Raw genomic sequence first — 17,970 nt, forward strand, 5'->3', positions numbered from 1 at the left:
CAGCCCGCGCGCGACCGGCGACGCCGCGCGCGACCCCCGCGGCGGCCGGCGCCGCGCCGGCGAGCGGCCCGCGCGACCGGCGGCGAGCGGGCTTCCGCTGTCGTGCGATCTCGTTGCGCCCGGCCCCGCCCGAAGGGAGGATGTGCCCGTGCCGAACAGCGAGGACATCCGAGGCGCTCCGCTCTCCGTGCCGGCCGAGCTCCTGAGCAGTCGACCGGCGAGGATCGTGGTCGCCGACGACGATCGCCTCGCGCGCCAGATGCTGGTGAGCATCCTGCACAAGGCCGGCTTCCAGGTCGAGGCGGTCGACGACGGCCAGGAGGCGATCGAGCTCATCGGGCGCGGCGGGGTCGACCTCGCGCTCCTCGACATCGTGATGCCCCGGCTCACGGGCCTCGAGGCGTGCCGGCTGCTGAAGAGCATGACCGCCGAGTCGTTCCTCCCCGTCGTGCTGGTCACGGTGAAGGCCGACACGGCGAGCCGGGTCGAGGGGCTCAAGATCGGCGCCGACGACTACGTGTGCAAGCCGTTCGAGGAGGAGGAGCTCCTCGCGCGCGTCGGGGCGATGCTCCGGATCAAGCGGCTGCACGACCACGTCGCCGCACAGCGCGCGTACCTGGAGCAGCTCTCCATCCACGACGAGATGACGGGGCTCTACAACTACCGCTACCTCTTCACGCGGCTCAACGAGGAGTTCAAGCGCGCGGAGCGCTACCACGAGCCGTTCGCCTGCGTGCTCGTCGACATCGATCGGCTGAAGGCGATGAACGAGATCGGCGGGCGCACCCTCGGCGACGCGGTGATCCGGCGCGTGGCCGACGGGATCCGCCGCTCGGTCCGGGAGGTCGACGTGGTCGCGCGCTACGGCGGCGAGGAGTTCCTCATCGTCCTGCCGAGCACGCACTTCGCCGGGTCGCTGACCGTGGCGGAGCGGATCTGGCGCGAGGCGTCCGGCAACCCGGTCGAGTTCGGCGGCGCGTCGCGGCCGTGCAGCGTGTCGATCGGCGTCTCGCTCTACCCCTCGCGCGACGTCCGCTCCAAGGACGCGCTGATCCGCGCCGCCGAGAGCGCGCTCCACCAGGCGAAGCGCGAGGGCGGCAACCGGATCTGTGTCTTCCAGCAGCACGGCCAGATCTACACGCCGACGGGGAGCGCAGATCCGCCGCCCCCGCCGCCCCCGCCCAAGCTCCGGAAGTCCAGCGATCCCGCCTTCGCCGCGGCCACGGACGAGCCGAGGGAGCCGCAGACGCGCCGGGGCACCGATCTCCCCCCGCGCAAGCCGCTCTAGTCCCGCCCCGCCGCTCCGCCTCGTGAACGCCCGAGCTCGCGCCCGCATCCTCCTCGTCGACGACGAGCCGGCCCAGCGCCGCAACCTCGCGCGCGCGCTCGTGCGCGACTTCGACGTCCTCACCGCGGAGGACGGCCCCGCGGCGCTCGGGCTGCTCGCGACCACCCGCGTCGAGGCGGTGCTGCTCGACCTCGCCATGCCGCGCATGAGCGGCGCCGAGGTGCTCGCGCAGATCAAGGCGGCGCACCCCGACGTCGAGGTCGTGGTGATGGCCGGCCACGCCGAGCTCGACGCCGCGGTCGCGGCCGTGCGCGCCGGCGCGTACGCCTTCGTGACGAAGCCGGTCGAGCCCGAGGCCGCGCTCTCGATCGCCGTCGAGCGCGCGATCGAGCGCCGGCGGCTCGAGGGCCGCGCGCGGGCCCTCGAGGAGCGCGTCGGCGAGCACGAGCAGCTCGGCGAGGTGATCGCGAGCTCCGCCGCGATGCAGGACGCCTACCGGAGGGCGCTCGGCGTGGCGTCCGTGGCCGCGCCCATCCTGCTCGTCGGCGAGCGCGGGACGGGCAAGGAGCTCGTCGCGCGCGCCGTCCACCGGCGCGGGCCGCGCGCCGGGCGGCGGTTCGTCGCGGTCGACTGCAGCGCGCTCCCGGCGCCGCGCGCCGAGGAGGAGCTCTTCGGCGAGGGCCGCGGCGTCGCGCCGGACGGCGGCGCCTGCGGGGGCCTGATCGACGCCGCGGACGGGGGCACGCTCTTCCTCGACGAGGTCTCGGCGCTGCCGCTCGCGGCCCAGGCCCGGCTGCTGCGGGTCCTCACGCACGGCGAGGTCGCCGCGGCGGGGGCCGCCGTGGTGGCGGACGCGCCGCGCCGGGTCGACGTCCGCGTCATCGCGTCGACGTGCGCCGACCTGAGGGCGCGCGCCGCCGTTGGCGATTTCCGGGAGGACCTCCTCTACCGCCTCGGCGTCGTCGTCATCGAGCTGCCGCCGCTCCGCCGGCGCCGGGAGGACATCGCGCTGCTCGCGAGCCACTTCCTGCACCGGTGCGCGCGCCGGCACGGGCGCGGCGTCGCGCGGATCGGCCCCGAGGCGGCGCGCCTCCTGCGCGAGTACGCCTGGCCCGGCAACGCGGGCGAGCTCGAGAGCGCGATCGAGCACGCCGTGCTCTCCGCGCGCGGCGACGCGATCCTGCCCGCGGATCTGCCGCCCGCGGTGTCGGGGCGCGCCGGGCCGGATCGGCGCCCGCCGAGGGACGCGCTCGTCCTGCCCGCGCAGCTCTGCGAGCTCCCGTACGCGGAGGCCAAGGAGCGCGCCATCGAGGCGTTCGATCGGATCTACATCGGGCGCCTGCTGCAGCGCACCGGCAACAACCTCAGCGAGGCGGCGCGGCAGGCGGGGATGGATCGCTCGAATTTCCGGAGGCTCAAGAAAAAGGTCGCGTCGCGGGGGGACGAGGCGGCGATGGGGGAAGGCGCGGGGGAGGGGGAAGGCGCAGGGGAGGGGGACGGCGCAGGGGAGGGGGACGGCGTAGGGGAGGGGGAAGGCACAGGGGAGGGGGACGACGCGGAGGCGGCGGCGCCGCCGCGCAGGGGCGGCGCGGGCTGACGCGCGCGGCGGGCAGAGCGCGCCGCGCAAGCGCGTGGCCAGCTCGTGCTACGTTGCGCCGAAAATGGCCCGACGCGCTGCACGAGGTGCTCTTGTCGCCGCCGCCGTCTACCTCGCGGTCCGGCTCGCCCCGCTCCCCGCCGCCGCCGCCGACACCGGCGGCGCTCCCCGGCGGCAGGCGGCGGTGGTCCTCGATCTCCCGCGCGTCCTCGCGCTCGCCGATCGCAACCACCCGCACGTCCTCGCCGCCCGCGCGAAGCTGAGCCAGGTCCGCGCGCAGCTCGACGAGGCCCACTACGCCCCGTTCTCGCAGTTCAAGCTGACCGGCGGCGTCGCGCTCGCGCCGACCGTCCGCGGCAACAACATCTTCAGCCCGAACACCGACGTCTCGCTCACCTCGAGCCTCGGGGTCGCCTGGCGCGCGAACATCGACGGGGTGGTGCCGCTCTGGACCTTCGGGAAGATCACGAGCCTCTGGGACGCCGCCGAGGCGAACGTCCGCGTGAACCAGGCGAGCGTGGAGAAGGAGCGGGACGCGGTGCGGCTCGACGTCCGCAAGGCCTACTTCGGCCTCCAGCTCGCGCGCGACTCGCGGAGCCTGCTCACGGACGTGCGGACCGAGATGGACAAGGCGCTCCGGCGCCTGGAGGAGCAGGTCGAGAGCGAGGAGGGCGATCCGATCGAGCTGCTCAAGCTGCAGACCTTCGGGGCCGAGCTCGAGGCGCGCGGGGCCGAGGTCGACAAGTACATCGCGGTCGCGCTGGCCGGGCTGCGCTTCTACACGGGCGTCCCGGAGCTCGACATCCCCGACCTCCCGATCCGCCCGCCGAAGCACCGGCTCGGGCACGTCAGCCGTTACCTGACCGCGGCGCGCCTGTACCGGCCGGAGCTCGCGCAGGCGCGCGCGGGCCTCGACGCGCGGTCCGCCCAGGTGCGGCTCGCGCGCGCGCAGCTGTTCCCCGACATCGGCATCGGGCTGCAGGCCGGGGTGAGCGCCGCGCCCGAGGTCGCGGATCAGCTGAACCCGTTCACCAGCGACCCCGGCAACTACTTCCACTACGGCGCCGCGCTCGTGCTGCAGTGGAAGCTCGACCTGCTCCCGCAGTCGGCGCGCATCCGCTTCGCCGAGGCGCAGCTCGAGGAGATGGCCGCGACGCAGCGCTTCGCCATGGGCGGGGTCGCGACCGAGGTCGAGACCGCCTACGCCGAGGTCGTGGAGGCGCAGAAGCGCCTCGACGCCTACACGAAGGCGGCCAGGTACGGGAAGCGCTGGCTCGTGATGGTCCAGCAAGGAATCGACGTCGGGACCATGGCGGAGAAGGACTTGATTGATCCAGCCAAGGCGTACGCCACGAACCGCTTCAGCCAGCTGAACGCGACGATGGAGCTCGACATGGCGATGTCGCGCCTCGCGAAGGCGACGGGCTGGGACGCGATCGCTCCGGACGGCACGTGACCGAGGGGGCGGCCGCGCTGAGCGCGTGGGCTGCCTCGCCGGCGCCTGGCCGTCCCCGTCCGACCTTCACCGCGGCTTGAACGCGACCGTCCTTGGCACTACGGTGGCGCGCCAGCATATGGGAGCCAACGACGAGCGGGCGCCGCGCAGGGTGGCTTTGGCGGCGAGCGGGGATGCGGCGCGGCGCGGCGCGGGCGGCGCGTCGGGCGCCTCCACCATCGCGTTCTCGGTCCTGCTCGCCGCGTCGGCCCTCGCCATCATCGGGACGCTCCATTTCGTCGCCTACGTCGTGCCGACGGAGGCCTCGATGGGGGTCGTGCAGAAGATCTTCTACTTCCACGCCCCGGCCGGCTACGCGATGTACCTCGGCGCGACCGCCTGCTTCATCGGCTCGGCCGGCTACCTCGCGCGCGGCACGCAGTGGTGGGACTCGCTGGCGAAGGCCGGCGCGCAGGTCGCCGTGGCCATGGGCCTCATCGTCCTCATCACCGGCCCGCTGTGGGCCGCCAAGGCGTGGGGCGTGTACTGGACGTGGGACCCGCGCCTGACGACCTCGCTCCTCAGCGTCCTTATCTACATCGCCTATGTCGTGCTCCGCGCCTTCACGGGCGACAGCGAGGCCGAGCGCAAGTTCGCCGCGGCCCTCGGCGTCCTCGGCGCGGCCAACCTGCCGATCATCCATTATTCGGTGAAGATGTGGGGCGGTAACCACCCCACGGTCATCACGGGCAAGGGCGGTGGCCTCGGGCACCCCGACATGAAGCTGGCGCTCGGCTTCGGCTTCCTCTCGTTCACCCTGCTCTCCCTCGCGCTCCTGTGGTCGCGCCTCCGCGTCGATCTCGCGTCCGCGCGGCTCGCGGAGCTCGAGCAAGAGGCCCTCGAAGTCGGTATCGGAGAGGACTGACAACGTGAAATCCCTTCATTCCTTGTTCTCCCACGCGGCCCTGCAGCAACCGACGGGCACGGCCACGGACGACCGAGCGCAGGCGTTCCGCCCCGTGGAGGGCGGGAACGAGATGCAGAGCGGCGAGAAGCTGCTCGTCGAGGCCTACGCCGCGATCTGGCTCATCATCTTCGGGCTCGTCTTCCTCTCCTGGCGCCGGCAGAAGCAGATCGACCGGCGCATCGACGCGCTCGAGGCCGCCGTGCGGAAGGCGCGGGCGGGCGCGGGCGCGGGGCAGGGAACGAGCTGATGCCGAACCTCGGGGAGATGACCCCGCAGCACGCGCTCTACATCCCCGTGGTGCTGATGCTGGGGCTGATCATCGGCTATATCCTGGGCAGCCGCGCCGTGCGCGCCGAGCTCGAGCGACGCAAGCGCAGAATGAAGGAGTGAGGGGGGGCGCGAGCCCTCGTCCCCGTTGCCGGCGGGCGCGGCGAGCGCCGTCCCTGCCGTACTAGCCGGAGGTCACGTGGTCGATTTCTCTCTGAGCGAAGAGCACAAGGCTCTCATCGATACGGCGCGTCGCTTCACGAAGGAGCGCATCACCCCGATCGCGGCCGAGTGCGATCAGAAGTCGTCCTTCCCGATGGACGTCTTCGTGGAGGGCTGGAACATCGGCCTCGTCAACCCGACCTGTCCGGCCGAGTACGGCGGCCCGGGGATGGGCGAGATGGAGAACGCCCTCCTCGCCGAGGAGCTCTCGTACGGCTGTACCGGCATCCAGACGAGCTTCCTCGCGAACGGGCTCGCGCTCACGCCCATCAAGCTCGCGGGCAGCGAGGAGCAGAAGAAGAAGTACCTCGGCATGCTCACCGCCGAGCCGATCATGGCGAGCTACTGCACGAGCGAGCCGGACGCGGGCAGCGACGTCGCGGGGCTCAAGACCCGCTTCACGAAGCACGGGGACGACTACGTGCTGAACGGGCAGAAGTGCTGGATCACGAACGCGAGCTACGCGCGCTACTACGTGATCTTCGCGACCGCGAACCCGGAGCTCCGGCACAAGGGGATCGCGGCGTTCATCGTCGATCGGGACACGCCCGGCCTCCGCGTCGGCAAGAAGGAGGACAAGCTCGGCCAGCGGGCGAGCGACACCGCGCAGGTGTTCCTCGAGGACGTGAAGGTGCCGAAGCAGAACCTCCTCGCGGCGGAGGGGCACGGCTTCAAGCTCGCGATGGAGACCTTCAACCAGACCCGCCCCGACATCGGCGCGGCCGCGACGGGCCTGATGCGCCGCTGCCTCGACGAGTGCGTGGCCTACGCGAAGGAGCGCAAGACGTTCGGCCAGCCGATCGGCAACCACCAGCTGATCCAGTGGATGCTCGCGGAGATGGCGATCCGCGTCGAGGGGACGCGCCTGCTCTACCAAAAGGCCGCGTGGAACCTCGATCACGGGGTGCGCGACCCCATCGTCTCGAGCTTCGCGAAGGCCTACGGCGCCGACAGCGCCATGCAGACCGCCGTGGACGCCGTCCAGGTGTTCGGCGGCAACGGCTACGTCAAGGAGTACCCCGTCGAGAAGATGATGCGCGACGCGAAGGTCCTCCAGATCTACGAAGGCACGAGCCAGATCCAGCGCATCGTCATCGCGCGCCAGCTCCTGTCGTAGCGCGCGGCGCGCCGCGGGGGCCGGCAGGGCGCCGGGGGAGCGATCGCCTCGCCCGGCGTCCCGCCCTTCGCCGGCTCGCGACGCCCTCGCCGGCGCGCGCCGCCCCCGCGCCGGCCCGCCGCGAGGGCGGACGGCGTCACGTCTGCGGGTGCCAGATCAGCGTCAGCTCGGGGCCCAGCGTGAGGGCCAGGCCCTCGGCGGGGATCATCACGCGGCGCACCTTCTGGCCCGCGTACCTCGTCCCGTTCGTCGAGCAGAGATCGAGGGCCATGACCTCGGCGCCGTCGCGCAGGAGCAGCAGGTGGGTCCGCGAGATGTGGGTGCTCAGGACGGCGCGCAGTCCGCGATCCAGGCAGTTGTCCGCGCGCCCGAGCAGCACGCCGTCCTCGAGCGCCTTCTCGGGCAGCTCGACCGCGGCGCTGCGCTCGCTCGACTGCAGCGTGAGCCGCACGTACCCGGTCTTCGCGCGCGGCGCGACCATCTCCTCGATGTGCGAGACGGGCCGCACCGACGTGATGTGCGAGATCTCCCCGCGGGCGAAGCGGTGGCTGGTCGTGATGCCCTCGGTCGGCGACGGGGGCACGGCGCCGTCCGCGGGCTTTTCCGAGACGCTCTCGATCCCGCGCGGCGGCTCGCTCATCCCGCACGAGCTCACCTGCAGCACCCGCGACGAGGCGCGCGGCCCGACCGGGAGCCCGCCGACCACGTGCTTGCCGATGCGCACGAGCAGCGGGCCGCTGACCACGATCGAGCGCCGCGGCACGTCGTCGTCCACGAAGAACGGGATCGAGGTCTGCAGGTCCATGAGCCGCAGGCCGAAGCCGCCGTCGGGCAGGTTGCAGCACGTGGCGACCAGGTGCCGCACGCACACGTCGTCGCCCGACGCGAACTTCACGTCGCAGCGCGGGTGCGAGCCGAACACGGCGTACGCGCCGGTGTTCGCGGGCATGTCCAGCCACGCGACGTCGCCGCCCGACACCCGGAACAGCCGGTAGCCCTCGATCATCGGCGACTCGGGCGGGTTCAGCGCCATCACCGCCTCGGCGGTGGACAGGGCGCGCCGCATGGTCGCGACGTCGATCCGCGGTTGCACGGTCATCGCGCGCTCCAGACGACGCGCCGAGTCGCGCGCGGGATCGCTCGCGGCGCCGGCCTGCCAGGCTCGAGCGTGAACGGCGGAATCGCTGTGCGGGCCTGCGGCGGCGCCGCGGCAGGAGCGAGCGTGGTGGATGGCAGACAGCAGCAAGGCCTCATGCGGTCGAGCCGAATCCTACCGGAATTTTTCGTCTGAGGCTCTTTCGCTGCACGTCCCGAATCTGCTGCGGCCGCCGGGCGAGGGGCGAGACGACGGATGTCCGGCTCAGCTCACGCCGACGCTGACCTCCGCAACGAGCTCGCCGCCCCAGCGCCAGAAGGCGACCGAGCGGCTGAACAGGAGGATGACCTCCAGCCCGAGCCCACCGCCGAATTCGAGCCGAAAGCGCCCGACGTCCACCTCGATGAGTTGCATGCCCCCAGAAGACGCGAGAGTCGGGCCAACCGTGGATCCGTGCGCGTTGCACGCTGGTGTGTCCGCCGGGGGCACGGCCTCGCCGCGGCCGGTGCGCAGGGCGTGCCGGGCCGCGCCGGCGTGGCCCCGGCAACGATCGCGCGGCGCGGGGTCGGGGCGAGCGCGGACGAGCGCAGGCGAGCGGGCGCGGAGCGACCGCGCGGTCGCCGAGCGCCGCGCGATTTTGACGCCGCCCGCACGGTGTCTATCCTGGTCGCGGTGTCCCGGATCCTCCCGCGCTTCGACTATCGCATCGAGTTCGCCGCATCGACCGATGTCGGCCTCGTCCGCCCGAGCAACGAGGACCGGATCCTCTGTTGCCCCGAGCTCGCCCTCTTCGGCATCGCCGACGGCATGGGCGGCCACGCCGCCGGCGAGGTCGCCGCCCAGATCGCGATCGACACGGTGCGCGATGAGGTGCTCCGCCCGCCCGCGGCCGCCATCCTCGACGCCTACGTGGCCGACCCGAACATCGAGGCGCGCCGCGAGGTGTTCGCGCTGCTCCGCCGCGTGGGCGAGGCGGCGCACGCCGCCATCCTGGAGGCGCGCCGCACCGAGCCGAGCTACCAGGGGATGGGCACGACGCTCGACTTCGTGGTGCTCGCGCACAGCCGGGCCTTCTTCGCCCACGCGGGCGACAGCCGCGCGTACCTCGTCCGCCCGACGACGACCGTCCAGCTCACGCAGGACCACGCCCTCTACGACACGCTCCGCGCGGCCGGCACCCCGACCCCGGCCAGGAAGCCGCAGCGCAACCCGCTCGTGAACGCGATCGGGCTCGCCGGCACCGTCTCGGTCGACACCCTGTTCGTCGATCTCTCGCGCGGCGATCGCATCCTGCTCTGCACCGACGGGGTGCACAACGCGATCGAGAGCGAGGCGTCGCTCTCCCGCTTCTGCGCGAAGGGCGGCCCCCAGGACGTCGCCGAGGGCCTCCTCAAGCACGCGCGCGAGCGCGGCGGGCTCGACAACGCGAGCGTGATCGTCATCGACATCATGGATCGCTTCGTGAAGCGCGCGGACGACGCCGGTCCGTCCTCGCGCGACCTCTCGGTGCTGTCCGCGTGCCCGCTCCTCGCCGGCATGAGCCCGGCCGCGGTGCTCGGGGCGCTCGCGGCGGGCGTCGAGGTGGAGCTCGGCGCGGGCGATCGCATCCCGCGCGACGTCGCGAGCGATCTGGTCGCCTACCTGGTGCTCGACGGGGCCGTGGACCTGCCCGACGGGCGGCGGATCATCTCCTCCGGCCTGCTCTTCCCGGAGTCGCTCGTCGGCGCGCGGCGCAAGGGCGACCTGCCGGTCGCCGCGGCGCGGACGCGGCTCATCCGGATCCGCAAGGACGATTTCGCCGAGGTGTGCGAGCACGACGCCGAGCTCGCCGCGGCCCTGTACCAGCGGCTCGCGCGGTACCTCGCCCTGGGGACCGGCTGAGCGGCGCCTCCGCGATGCAGCTCTCCCTGCTCCACCTGGACGATCGCGTCGCGGCCTTCGCGAAGCCGTCCGGGCTGCTCGTGCACCGCGGCTGGGGCAGCGCGCCGGTCGTGTTCGTCGATCTCGCCGAGCGGGCGCTGGGCCGGAAGGTGTTCCCGGTCCACCGCCTCGACCGGGCGACGAGCGGCGTGCTGCTCGTCGCGCTGGACGCGGCCGCGGCGGCGCTGCTCGGCGCGCAGTTCGAGCAGGGCCTCGCGCGGAAGCGCTACCTGGCGCTCGTCCGCGGCGTCCCGCCGGAGCGCGGGTGCATCGATCACCCGATCCCGCGGCGCGAGGGGGGCCCGCGCGTCCCGGCCGTCACCGAGTTCGAGCGGCTCCACGCGCTCGAGCGCTACGCCGTGGTCGAGGCGCGCCCGCGCACGGGGCGGCTGCACCAGGTGCGGCGGCACCTCAAGCACATCAGCCACCCGATCATCGGCGACGTGAACTACGGCAAGGGCGAGCACAACCGCCTCTTCCGCGAGCGCTACGCGCTGCACCGCCTCGCGCTGCACGCGGCCGAGCTCGCCGTCGCCCACCCCGAGACGGGCGCGCAGCTGCGCATCGCCGCGCCGCTGCCCGACGACCTGCGAGGGCCGTTCGACCAGCTCGGCGTGCCGGCGTGGATCGGCGCGGCGCCTGGGGCGTGAGCGCGTCCGCGGCGCGCCGGCGATCCTCCTTCGCGGGGCCTGGAGCGCGCTAGGCGGCTTCCGGATCGCGGCGCTTCGGGGCGGCGCCGTGCCCCGCCCGGACCCCGTCGAGCGAGAGGGCCGGGCCTCGCTGGGCGAAGCCGCCGTCGAAGGGGTTCTCGGCGAGGAACATGGGCGTGTCGAGATCGACGAACGAGAACCCGCCGAGGCCGGCGGCGAAGCAGGCGGACGCCGTCATCGCGAGCACCGACTCGACCATCCCCCCGATCATCAGGCCGAGCCCCGCCGCGCGGGCGACCGCCGCGATGTCGAGCGCCTCGGCGATGCCGCCCTTCATCAGCTTGATGTTGACCACGGTCGCCGCGCGCTCCGCCGCGACGCGGAGGACGTCCGCCGCGGAGGCGGCGCTCTCGTCGGCGGCCACGTCGACCCCGGCGCGCCGCGTGACCTCCTTCATGCCGTCCCAGTCGTCGCGCGGCACCGGCTGCTCCAGGAGCGCGACGGTCGCGCCGAGCCGGCGCGCGTGTGCGACGAGCGCGAGCGCCTCGGCCGCCGTGAGCCCGCCGTTGCCGTCGAGGATCAGCGACGCCTCCGGCGCCGCCGCGACGATCGCCTCGAGGCGCGCCGGGTCCGACGCGGCGAGGCGGCCGCCGACCTTCACCTTGAGCGCGCGGAAGCCCATGGCCGAGGCGCGCCGCGCGGCCTCCTCCGCGCGCTCCGGCGAGCCCGTGGTGATGGTGATGTCGGTCGTGAGCGCCGTCCCCGCGCCGCCGAAGAAGGCCCAGAGCGGCATGTCCGCGCGCTTCGTGAGCGCGTCGAGGATCGCCGTCTCGATCGCGCAGCGCGCCGCGCCGGCGCCGCCGCCCGCCGCGGCGCGGAGCGCGACCGCGATCGCGCGCCACGCGCGCGCGTCCGCGCCCACGACGGCGGCGCGCAGCGAGAGGGCGGCGGCGCGCGACGCCTCCTGCGTCTCGCCGTTGAAGGCGGGGAGCGGCGCGGCCTCGCCGAAGCCGAGCGTCCCGTCGGCCAGCTCCACGGTGACGAGGAGGTTCGCCGCGCGCTCCTGCGCGCCGCCGGCGATGCCGAACGGCTCGTGCAGCGGGATGTCGAGCGCCTCGACCGAGACGCGCTGGATCAGGGTAGGGGACATGAGGATAGCCGCCGCCTCGCGAGGCTCACGGGGAGGGGCGGGCGCCGTCGTTCGGCGCGGGCGCCTCGGCCGGGGGAGGCGCCGCGTTCGGAGCTGCCGCCGGCGCCGCCGCGTTCGGATCGGCCGGCGGCGCTGCTGCCGGCGGAGGGGCCGCCTCGCCGAGCAGCGCCTCGATCTCGCGGGCGATCTTCTCCTCTTCGCCGTCCTCGTAGCCCGCGTGGACGTGACGCACGACGCCGCGCCGGTCGACGATGAAGGCGGTCGGCATCCGCCGCGGGCTATAGCTCTTCACCGCGCTCTGGTCCTTGTCCCAGAGGATCTTGAACTTGACGCCTGCCTCGTCCGCGAACGCGACGAGCTGCTCCTTCGAGACGTCCTCGGGGGCGTCGAGGGCGACGGCGAGCACGGCGAGCCCGCCGCCGAAGCGCTCGACGAGCTCCTGGTACTTGGGAAAGGACTTCCGGCAGGGATGGCAGTAGGTCGCCCAGAAGTCGACGATCACCACCTTGCCGCCCGCCTCCTTGAGCGTGGCGGGCCCTTCGCCGCTCACGACCTCGGCCGCGAGCTCGGGGGCCGCCGAGCCGACGAGGCCGCCGCCCGCCTCGGGCGCCGGGGGGGCGGGGGGCGCGGCGCCGCCGCAGCCGGCCGGCAGCGACAGGGCGAAGGAGGCGCAGAGGACAGCGGCGACGCGGGCGAACGATGGGGTCCGGCTCATGGGGCGATCTCCCTCTCCGATCATCATGGCTCGCGATCGACGACGGAGGCGAGCATCTCCCCCTCGGCGCAGAGCGTCCCGTCGACGCTCGCCTCGCCGCGCAGCTTCCACACGTTCGAGCGGTGGTGCAGCACCTCGACGTAGAGATCGAGCCGATCGCCGGGCGTCACCGTGTGGCGGAACTTCGCCTTGTCGATGCCGAGGAAGAACATGAGGTTCGACGTCGCGTCGAACGGGTCCGACGCGTAGGCGAGGATGCCGCCGAGCTGCGTGAGCGACTCCAGGATCAGCACCCCGGGCATGATCGGCCGCTGGGGGAAGTGCCCCTGGAACCAGGGCTCGTTGTACGCGACGCACTTGTAGCCGCGGATGCTCTTGTTGGCGGTGACCTCCGTCACCCGATCGACCATCACGAGCGGATAGCGGTGCGGCAGGATCGACAGGATCTGATGGATCTCGAGCGAGACGGGCTCTTGGGTTCGGTCGGGCAAGGCCGGCTCCTTTCGGCGGCGTGGCGCGCGCGGGCAGCGCGCTACTTGGCGTCGTCCTTCTTCTCCGCCTTGTCGCCGCCCGCGTCGTCCTCGCCGCCGCCGGTGTTGTAGAGCTGAACCACCTGCTCCGTCAGGTCGAGATCCGCGCGCACGTAGGGGGCCGCCTGCTTGTCCAGGATGATCTCGTAGCCCGACTTCTTCGCGACCCGGGCGACGATGACCATCATCTTCTTGATGATGGGCCCGGTGAGCTCGCCCTGCTTCTTCTGCAGCTCCTTGTTGTAGTCGACGAACACGGTCTGGAGCTCGACCATCTGGCGCTGCCAGTCCTCCATCCGCTTTTGCAGCGACTCGCGCGAGAGCACGCGCGACTGCTTCTCGATGTCCTCGCGCGCTTTCTGCAGCTCGGTCTGCTTGGCGTCGAGCTCCTGCTGGCGCCGGTCGAAGAGCTTCTTCAGGGTGGCCTGCGCGCGGATGCCGTCCTCGGTCTGCATGACGGCGTGCTGCACGTCGACCACGGCGATCCGGGTCTCGGCGGCGGCGACGCTCGGCGCGGCGAGGGCGAGCGACACGACGGCGGCGCGGGCGATCCGGACGAGGAGCGGCGCGGGACGATGCACGGGGGAGCGGGCGACCATTCGAGGCGATTACCCGCCGCGTGACGGACGGTCAAGGTGTGCGGGGCAGGGCCGCGGAAGGTGAGGGTGCGTCGATGGCGGCTCCTCGTCCGGCGCTCCGCCGCTCCGCCGCTCCGCCGCGGCGGAGCGGCGGCGGGGGCCTCGGTCAGCGGCGGTGGATCAGAGGCACTCGCCGGAGATGCAGTCCTTGCCGTCGGGGCAGGGCTCGTCGAGCGTGCACTCGGGCGCGACCTCCTCCCGCGTCTTGCAGAAGCCGTCCTCGCAGCGGACGAAGCGGCTATCGATGAGCCTGCAGGCTTGCTCGCTCTCGCACGGGTAGTGGCAGTAGCCGTCCTCCATGCACTCCTGGCCCTGGGCCGCGCAGGACGTGGCGGCGCAGCCGGGCTGCGGCGACGGGTCGGCCATGCAGGCGCCGGTCACCGCATTGCAGACCTCGCCGGGGGCGCAGTCGTCGTGGGTGGCGCAGCCCGCGGCGCAGGCGCCGTCGACGCAGAGCGCGCCGCCCTCGCACGGCGCCGCGTCGCTGCACTCGGGGTTCTCGGCGTCGGGGACGCAGACCCCGCGGTCGCAGCGCGTGCCGGGCGCCTCGCAGGGCACGCTGTCGGAGCAGCCGTCGGCACACTCGCCGTTGACGCACAGCCGGCCCGCGCCGCACTCGTAGCTGAACTCGCACGCCGCGATGCAGAGCCCGTCGACGCACCGCGTGCCGTCCGCGCACGCGTCGTCGCCGTCGCAGGGACATGTGGTGAGGTCCGCGTCGCAGGCGGCCTCTCCGCCGCCCTCGCCGCCCTGACCGGCGCCGCCCTGGGCGACGCCGCCCTGGCCGGCGCCGCCTTGACCGCCGACGTCGGGCTCCGCCGGGCGACAGCCGTAGCCGTCGCAGATGAGGCAGTTCTCGCCGTCGCGGTCGCAGTGGACCGCGGCGTCGCCGCAGCCGCCACAGCCCGTCGCGGTCGCGGCGAGCATCAGGAACAGCGCGCCTCGACCCAGGATCTTCGCAAGGGGGGAATGAAGAAGCATCGAAGTCCTCCAGCGGCGGCCGGCACCGGCGCGGCCCTCCCGCACGACTACCATGCCGCGCGCTAACACGCAGCGTGCCACGGGGCGGCCGGAGAGGCGTCCCACGGGGCGGCCGGAGAGGATCGCGGGGAAGCCGGATCGGCCTCTCGCCTTGTGAACCTGCGTTCACCAGCGCTCGTCGCGCGAGGTTCACTGGCCCGCGGGCGCAGCGCGAGGCGGGGCGGCCGTCGCTCCGGGTCCGCACGGATCCGCCGGACGCAGCAGGGGTTCCGGTCAGGGCGCAGGCGCGGGCGCGCTCACCGCGAGCGGCCCGGCCGGCCGCCCCGCGCGGCTCACGAGCGGTAGCCGGCGTTCACATCGACGTAGCCGTGTCCGAGGTCGCTCGTCAGGTAGGAGAAGTCGCCCGGGCCGCTGCCGAGCACGAGCTCGATGACGTAGGTGTCGCGCGCGAGCACCTCGTTCGCCTTGCGCTCGGCTTCCGCCCCGATCGGCGCGCCGTTCTGCACGATCGGGATGCCGCCGACGAGGATCTGGGCCTCGGCCGGATCGAAGGGCACGCCGGCGCGCCCGGCGGCGGCGAGCAGCCGCCCCCAGTTCGCGTCCTTGCCGAACAGCGCGGTCTTCACGAGCATCGACGTGGCCACCGTGCGCGCCACGGCGCGCGCCGCGTCGCGCGTCGAGAGCCCGCGGACGCGGATCTCGGCGACGTGCGTGCTGCCCTCGCCGTCGGCCACCATCGAGCGCGCCAGCTCGCCGCAGACCTCGGTGAGGGCCGCCGTGAGCTCGTCGCGCGACGCGCGGCGCTGGGACGCGCCGGAGGACAGGAGGAGCACCGTGTCGTTGGTGCTGGTGTCCCCGTCGACGGTGCACGCGTTGAACGTCACGTCGCACGAGGCCGCGAGCGCCTCGTTCGCCTCGCCGGGGTCGAGCACGGCGTCGGTGAACAGGAAGACGAGCATCGTCGCGTGGGGGGGCCCGACGTCGGGGTGGATCATCCCGGCGCCCTTGCCGATGCCGAGCAGCGTGGCGCCCCCGGCCAGCTTGCGTTGAGAGAGCTTCGGCCAGCGGTCGGTCGTGCAGATCGCCTGGGCGAAGTCGAGGTAGCCCTTCGGCGAGAGGCGCGCCGTCAGCTCGGGGACGCGCTCGACGATCCGGTGCGCCGGCAGGACGGCGCCGATGACGCCGGTCGACGCGGGGAGGACCTCGTCCTCCGGGGCGCCGATGGCCTCGGCGACGGCGCGCGTCGTGTCGAGGGCGGCCTTCCAGCCGGCCTCGCCCGTGCAGGCGTTGGCGCATCCGCTGTTGGCGACGACGGCGCGCGCGCGGCCCGATTGGACGCGCTGCATGGCGATGTCCACGGGCGCCGCGCGCACGAGGTTCCGGGTGAACATGCCGGCCACCACCGCCGGCTGATCGGCCACCGCGAGCGCGACGTCGATACGTCCGTCTTTCCGGATCCCCGCGCTGATGGCGCCGAAGCGAAACCCTGCAACTGGCTCGAAGCTCATGAGGGCGCGGAGTCTACGCACGAACGCGCGCCGGGAGAAAGCGGCAATGGGGGCCCAGAGGCCACGTCGAGCGCTGTCGGGCGGATCGCTCTCGGAGCCCGGCGCTGCGCTCCGGCGGCGGAGCCCGTCCTCGGGCGCGGCGCCGCCGCCAGGGAGCTCGGATGCGGCGCGTTTCTCAGGGCCGCTCCGCTCTTCCCTCTCTTCGCGTCGCCGCGGGTGAGACGTCCGGAGGCGGCCGGGCTGAGCGCGACCTTTGCAATGCTCCGGGGCGATGGCCGCCGTCCGGATCGTCGATATCAAAGGCCTGTATCTCCCGGGCTCTCCGGACAGCTCCGCGCCGCCGGGGACGACGCGAGCGGCTGGATACAGCCCCGGATACACGAGCCTGGACAACCAGGGACGCGTCTACATCAATCGAGATCTCGACGGGCGATGGGCGAGGAATACGCAGCTCATCGAGATCACCGCCGAGGTGACGAGCCCCGACGGCGAGCTCCCGGAGGGCGCGCGCATCCGCTGGAGCGCGCGCGATCCCGACGACCCGTTCAACGAGCGGCCGGAGGTGCACCCGGACTGGGGTCCCACCTTCGACGAGAACGACTACGACGCCGCGGGGGTCTACGTGGGGCCGGCCGAAGACGACAACGAGGGGACGCCGGACCGGAGCCCAAGCTGGGAAGCGGTGGACGGCTATCCGCTGTCCGACGCCACGGAGACCAGCGCGAGCACGGCCATCGTGGGGATGAGGAGCACGATCCGGCGCCACGTGACCGATATCGCCGGCGACAACCTGATCGTCCGCGCCGAGCTCGAGGGCCTCGCGGAGTCCGCCGCCGACGAGACCGGGATCATGACGATGTGGCGCCGGATCGACGTCGAGTACATCCGCATGGAGAGCGCGTCCCCGCTGCCGCTGGACCAGGTGCCGAGCCATTTCGCCCCGGTCTTCACCCAGCTCGATTTCTCCGAAGAGCGGGTGATCCAGGATCGGCAGCACCTCGCGCCCGACGCGAGCACGCTCGGCGAGCATGCGCCGCGCTTCGTGAGCGAGGCCTTCTCGCACGCCGGGGAGCCGGGCTGGTTCTGCCTGATCGCCGCGCTCGAGCCGCACCCGGTGCCCGAGGTCCAGGGTGCGCCGCTGTTCACCGGGGTGGTCACGATCCGGGACGGCGGAGAGGGAGAGAGGCGACGGGAGTACGTGGAGATCCCGGGCCATCACCCCGAGGCGGGCCATGTCACGTTCCGCTGGAACGGCGAGCAGATCGGGTTCTCGGTGGCGATCGCGACCGTCCTGTCCGACCCGCCGCGGACGCAGCTCTGGCTCGAGCCGCACGACATCCAGAGCCAGTTCACCGCGGGCGACGGGTCCCTCGCGCACGCCTACAGGGACCGCCTCTTCTTCTTCCCTCGCGCTCGCCGCAGCGGCGCTTCGTGGGAGCCCCCGGGCTACGGCATCCCGGCGCGCGTCGAGGCCGTCGTGCGGGGGGCGGGCGTCGCCTACGCCGCCGGCATGAGCCCCACGATCGACGTCGGAACGGCGAGGTACTTCGCCGGCAGGACCATCCTCTTCACCCACCACCGGGCGTGGTGGGACGCCGCGCGCGAGCAGCCCCGGCCCGGCTACGAGCAAGGCACGCTCCACACCATCGTCCACGAGCTCACGCACGCCTTCGGGATGCCGCACAAGTGCGGCTACTTCGACTACCGGACGCCGCGCCGGACGACGTGCTGCATGAACTACCGCACCCACTGGATGATCGACGCCGACCAGCAGCTCATCCCTGGGACCGCCGGGCTGGTCGGCGCCGACCTGTGCGGGCGCCACGCGAAGGAGACCCGGCGCGTGCGCCTGGAGAGCAACAAGGGACTTCGATGGAGATGAGGGGCTG

Annotated in this window: 18 protein-coding genes; 10 read left to right on the forward strand and 8 right to left on the reverse strand. The window is 73.2% G+C overall.

Annotation, left to right across the window (positions count from 1 at the left end):
- The first annotated feature begins 148 nt into the window (after positions 1-148).
- From WME98_RS41855 to WME98_RS41885, 7 genes are all read left to right on the forward strand, one after another.
- Positions 149-1,288, forward strand: coding sequence for a diguanylate cyclase (locus tag WME98_RS41855; protein WP_437947252.1), 1,140 nt, complete (start codon positions 149-151; stop codon positions 1,286-1,288).
- Positions 1,289-1,310: 22 nt separating this feature from the next.
- Positions 1,311-2,885, forward strand: a complete 1,575-nt coding sequence (locus WME98_RS41860; RefSeq protein WP_437947253.1) for a sigma-54-dependent transcriptional regulator — start codon at positions 1,311-1,313, stop codon at positions 2,883-2,885.
- 64 nt (positions 2,886-2,949) lie between these two features.
- On the forward strand, positions 2,950-4,341 hold the full coding sequence (locus WME98_RS41865) for a TolC family protein (protein ID WP_437947254.1): 1,392 nt from the start codon (positions 2,950-2,952) through the stop codon (positions 4,339-4,341).
- A gap of 118 nt (positions 4,342-4,459) precedes the next feature.
- Positions 4,460-5,245, forward strand: coding sequence for a cytochrome c biogenesis protein (locus WME98_RS41870; RefSeq protein ID WP_437338120.1), 786 nt, complete (start codon positions 4,460-4,462; stop codon positions 5,243-5,245).
- Positions 5,246-5,249: 4 nt separating this feature from the next.
- Positions 5,250-5,534, forward strand: coding sequence for a CcmD family protein (locus WME98_RS41875; protein WP_437338121.1), 285 nt, complete (start codon positions 5,250-5,252; stop codon positions 5,532-5,534).
- Positions 5,534-5,677 (forward strand): hypothetical protein, encoded by a 144-nt coding sequence (locus WME98_RS41880; protein WP_020735434.1) that lies wholly within the window; start codon positions 5,534-5,536, stop codon positions 5,675-5,677. The genes WME98_RS41875 and WME98_RS41880 overlap by 1 nt, the downstream gene beginning before the upstream one ends.
- Before the next feature lie 76 nt (positions 5,678-5,753).
- A complete protein-coding gene (locus tag WME98_RS41885) occupies positions 5,754-6,893 on the forward strand; it encodes an acyl-CoA dehydrogenase family protein (protein WP_061622194.1) in 1,140 nt (379 codons plus the stop codon).
- A gap of 136 nt (positions 6,894-7,029) precedes the next feature.
- On the opposite strand, the gene WME98_RS41890 is transcribed toward WME98_RS41885, so the two are convergent.
- Positions 7,030-7,992 (reverse strand): FHA domain-containing protein, encoded by a 963-nt coding sequence (locus tag WME98_RS41890; protein WP_437947255.1) that lies wholly within the window; start codon positions 7,990-7,992, stop codon positions 7,030-7,032.
- A gap of 261 nt (positions 7,993-8,253) precedes the next feature.
- Positions 8,254-8,403 carry a hypothetical protein gene (locus WME98_RS41895; RefSeq protein ID WP_020735437.1) on the reverse strand — a complete coding sequence of 50 codons (150 nt, stop codon included), beginning with the start codon at positions 8,401-8,403 and terminating at the stop codon, positions 8,254-8,256.
- Positions 8,404-8,643: 240 nt separating this feature from the next.
- Between WME98_RS41895 and WME98_RS41900 the strand changes: the two genes are divergently transcribed.
- On the forward strand, positions 8,644-9,870 hold the full coding sequence (locus WME98_RS41900; protein WP_061622198.1) for a protein phosphatase 2C domain-containing protein: 1,227 nt from the start codon (positions 8,644-8,646) through the stop codon (positions 9,868-9,870).
- 14 nt (positions 9,871-9,884) lie between these two features.
- Positions 9,885-10,559 (forward strand): pseudouridine synthase, encoded by a 675-nt coding sequence (locus WME98_RS41905; protein ID WP_437947256.1) that lies wholly within the window; start codon positions 9,885-9,887, stop codon positions 10,557-10,559.
- Between the two features lie 49 nt (positions 10,560-10,608).
- Here WME98_RS41905 and WME98_RS41910 read toward each other — a convergent pair whose 3' ends face one another.
- The 6 genes from WME98_RS41910 to argJ all read right to left on the reverse strand — a co-directional run bounded on the left by WME98_RS41910 (position 10,609) and on the right by argJ (position 16,081).
- Positions 10,609-11,709, reverse strand: a complete 1,101-nt coding sequence (locus tag WME98_RS41910; protein ID WP_437947257.1) for an enolase C-terminal domain-like protein — start codon at positions 11,707-11,709, stop codon at positions 10,609-10,611.
- A gap of 25 nt (positions 11,710-11,734) precedes the next feature.
- Positions 11,735-12,424, reverse strand: a complete 690-nt coding sequence (locus WME98_RS41915) for a TlpA family protein disulfide reductase (RefSeq protein ID WP_437947258.1) — start codon at positions 12,422-12,424, stop codon at positions 11,735-11,737.
- A 23-nt stretch (positions 12,425-12,447) separates the two neighbouring features.
- A complete protein-coding gene (gene fabZ / locus WME98_RS41920; RefSeq protein WP_044988370.1) occupies positions 12,448-12,834 on the reverse strand; it encodes a 3-hydroxyacyl-ACP dehydratase FabZ in 387 nt (128 codons plus the stop codon).
- Between the two features lie 122 nt (positions 12,835-12,956).
- Positions 12,957-13,535, reverse strand: a complete 579-nt coding sequence (locus WME98_RS41925; RefSeq protein ID WP_236644638.1) for an OmpH family outer membrane protein — start codon at positions 13,533-13,535, stop codon at positions 12,957-12,959.
- 177 nt (positions 13,536-13,712) lie between these two features.
- Positions 13,713-14,573, reverse strand: a complete 861-nt coding sequence (locus WME98_RS41930; protein WP_437947259.1) for a hypothetical protein — start codon at positions 14,571-14,573, stop codon at positions 13,713-13,715.
- Positions 14,574-14,905: 332 nt separating this feature from the next.
- Positions 14,906-16,081 (reverse strand): bifunctional glutamate N-acetyltransferase/amino-acid acetyltransferase ArgJ, encoded by a 1,176-nt coding sequence (argJ, locus tag WME98_RS41935; RefSeq protein WP_063823751.1) that lies wholly within the window; start codon positions 16,079-16,081, stop codon positions 14,906-14,908.
- Between the two features lie 271 nt (positions 16,082-16,352).
- Between argJ and WME98_RS41940 the strand changes: the two genes are divergently transcribed.
- Positions 16,353-17,963 carry a hypothetical protein gene (locus WME98_RS41940; RefSeq protein WP_437947260.1) on the forward strand — a complete coding sequence of 537 codons (1,611 nt, stop codon included), beginning with the start codon at positions 16,353-16,355 and terminating at the stop codon, positions 17,961-17,963.
- The last annotated feature ends 7 nt before the right edge of the window (positions 17,964-17,970 follow it).

The organism is Sorangium sp. So ce296 (genome assembly GCF_051529605.1).
GTDB lineage: Bacteria > Myxococcota_A > Polyangia > Polyangiales > Polyangiaceae > Sorangium > Sorangium cellulosum_D.

Excerpts from the sequence above, each read along its gene's own strand:
- WME98_RS41865 (WP_437947254.1), top strand. The coding sequence starts at position 2,950 with ATGGCCCGACGCGCTGCACGAGGTGCTCTTGTCGCCGCCGCCGTCTAC.
- WME98_RS41870 (WP_437338120.1), top strand. The coding sequence starts at position 4,460 with ATGGGAGCCAACGACGAGCGGGCGCCGCGCAGGGTGGCTTTGGCGGCG.
- WME98_RS41880 (WP_020735434.1), top strand. The coding sequence starts at position 5,534 with ATGCCGAACCTCGGGGAGATGACCCCGCAGCACGCGCTCTACATCCCC.
- WME98_RS41890 (WP_437947255.1), bottom strand. The coding sequence starts at position 7,992 with ATGACCGTGCAACCGCGGATCGACGTCGCGACCATGCGGCGCGCCCTG.
- WME98_RS41895 (WP_020735437.1), bottom strand. The coding sequence starts at position 8,403 with ATGCAACTCATCGAGGTGGACGTCGGGCGCTTTCGGCTCGAATTCGGC.
- WME98_RS41905 (WP_437947256.1), top strand. The coding sequence starts at position 9,885 with ATGCAGCTCTCCCTGCTCCACCTGGACGATCGCGTCGCGGCCTTCGCG.
- WME98_RS41910 (WP_437947257.1), bottom strand. The coding sequence starts at position 11,709 with ATGTCCCCTACCCTGATCCAGCGCGTCTCGGTCGAGGCGCTCGACATC.
- WME98_RS41915 (WP_437947258.1), bottom strand. The coding sequence starts at position 12,424 with ATGAGCCGGACCCCATCGTTCGCCCGCGTCGCCGCTGTCCTCTGCGCC.
- fabZ (WP_044988370.1), bottom strand. The coding sequence starts at position 12,834 with ATGGTCGATCGGGTGACGGAGGTCACCGCCAACAAGAGCATCCGCGGC.
- WME98_RS41930 (WP_437947259.1), bottom strand. The coding sequence starts at position 14,573 with ATGCTTCTTCATTCCCCCCTTGCGAAGATCCTGGGTCGAGGCGCGCTG.
- argJ (WP_063823751.1), bottom strand. The coding sequence starts at position 16,081 with ATGAGCTTCGAGCCAGTTGCAGGGTTTCGCTTCGGCGCCATCAGCGCG.
- WME98_RS41940 (WP_437947260.1), top strand. The coding sequence starts at position 16,353 with ATGGCCGCCGTCCGGATCGTCGATATCAAAGGCCTGTATCTCCCGGGC.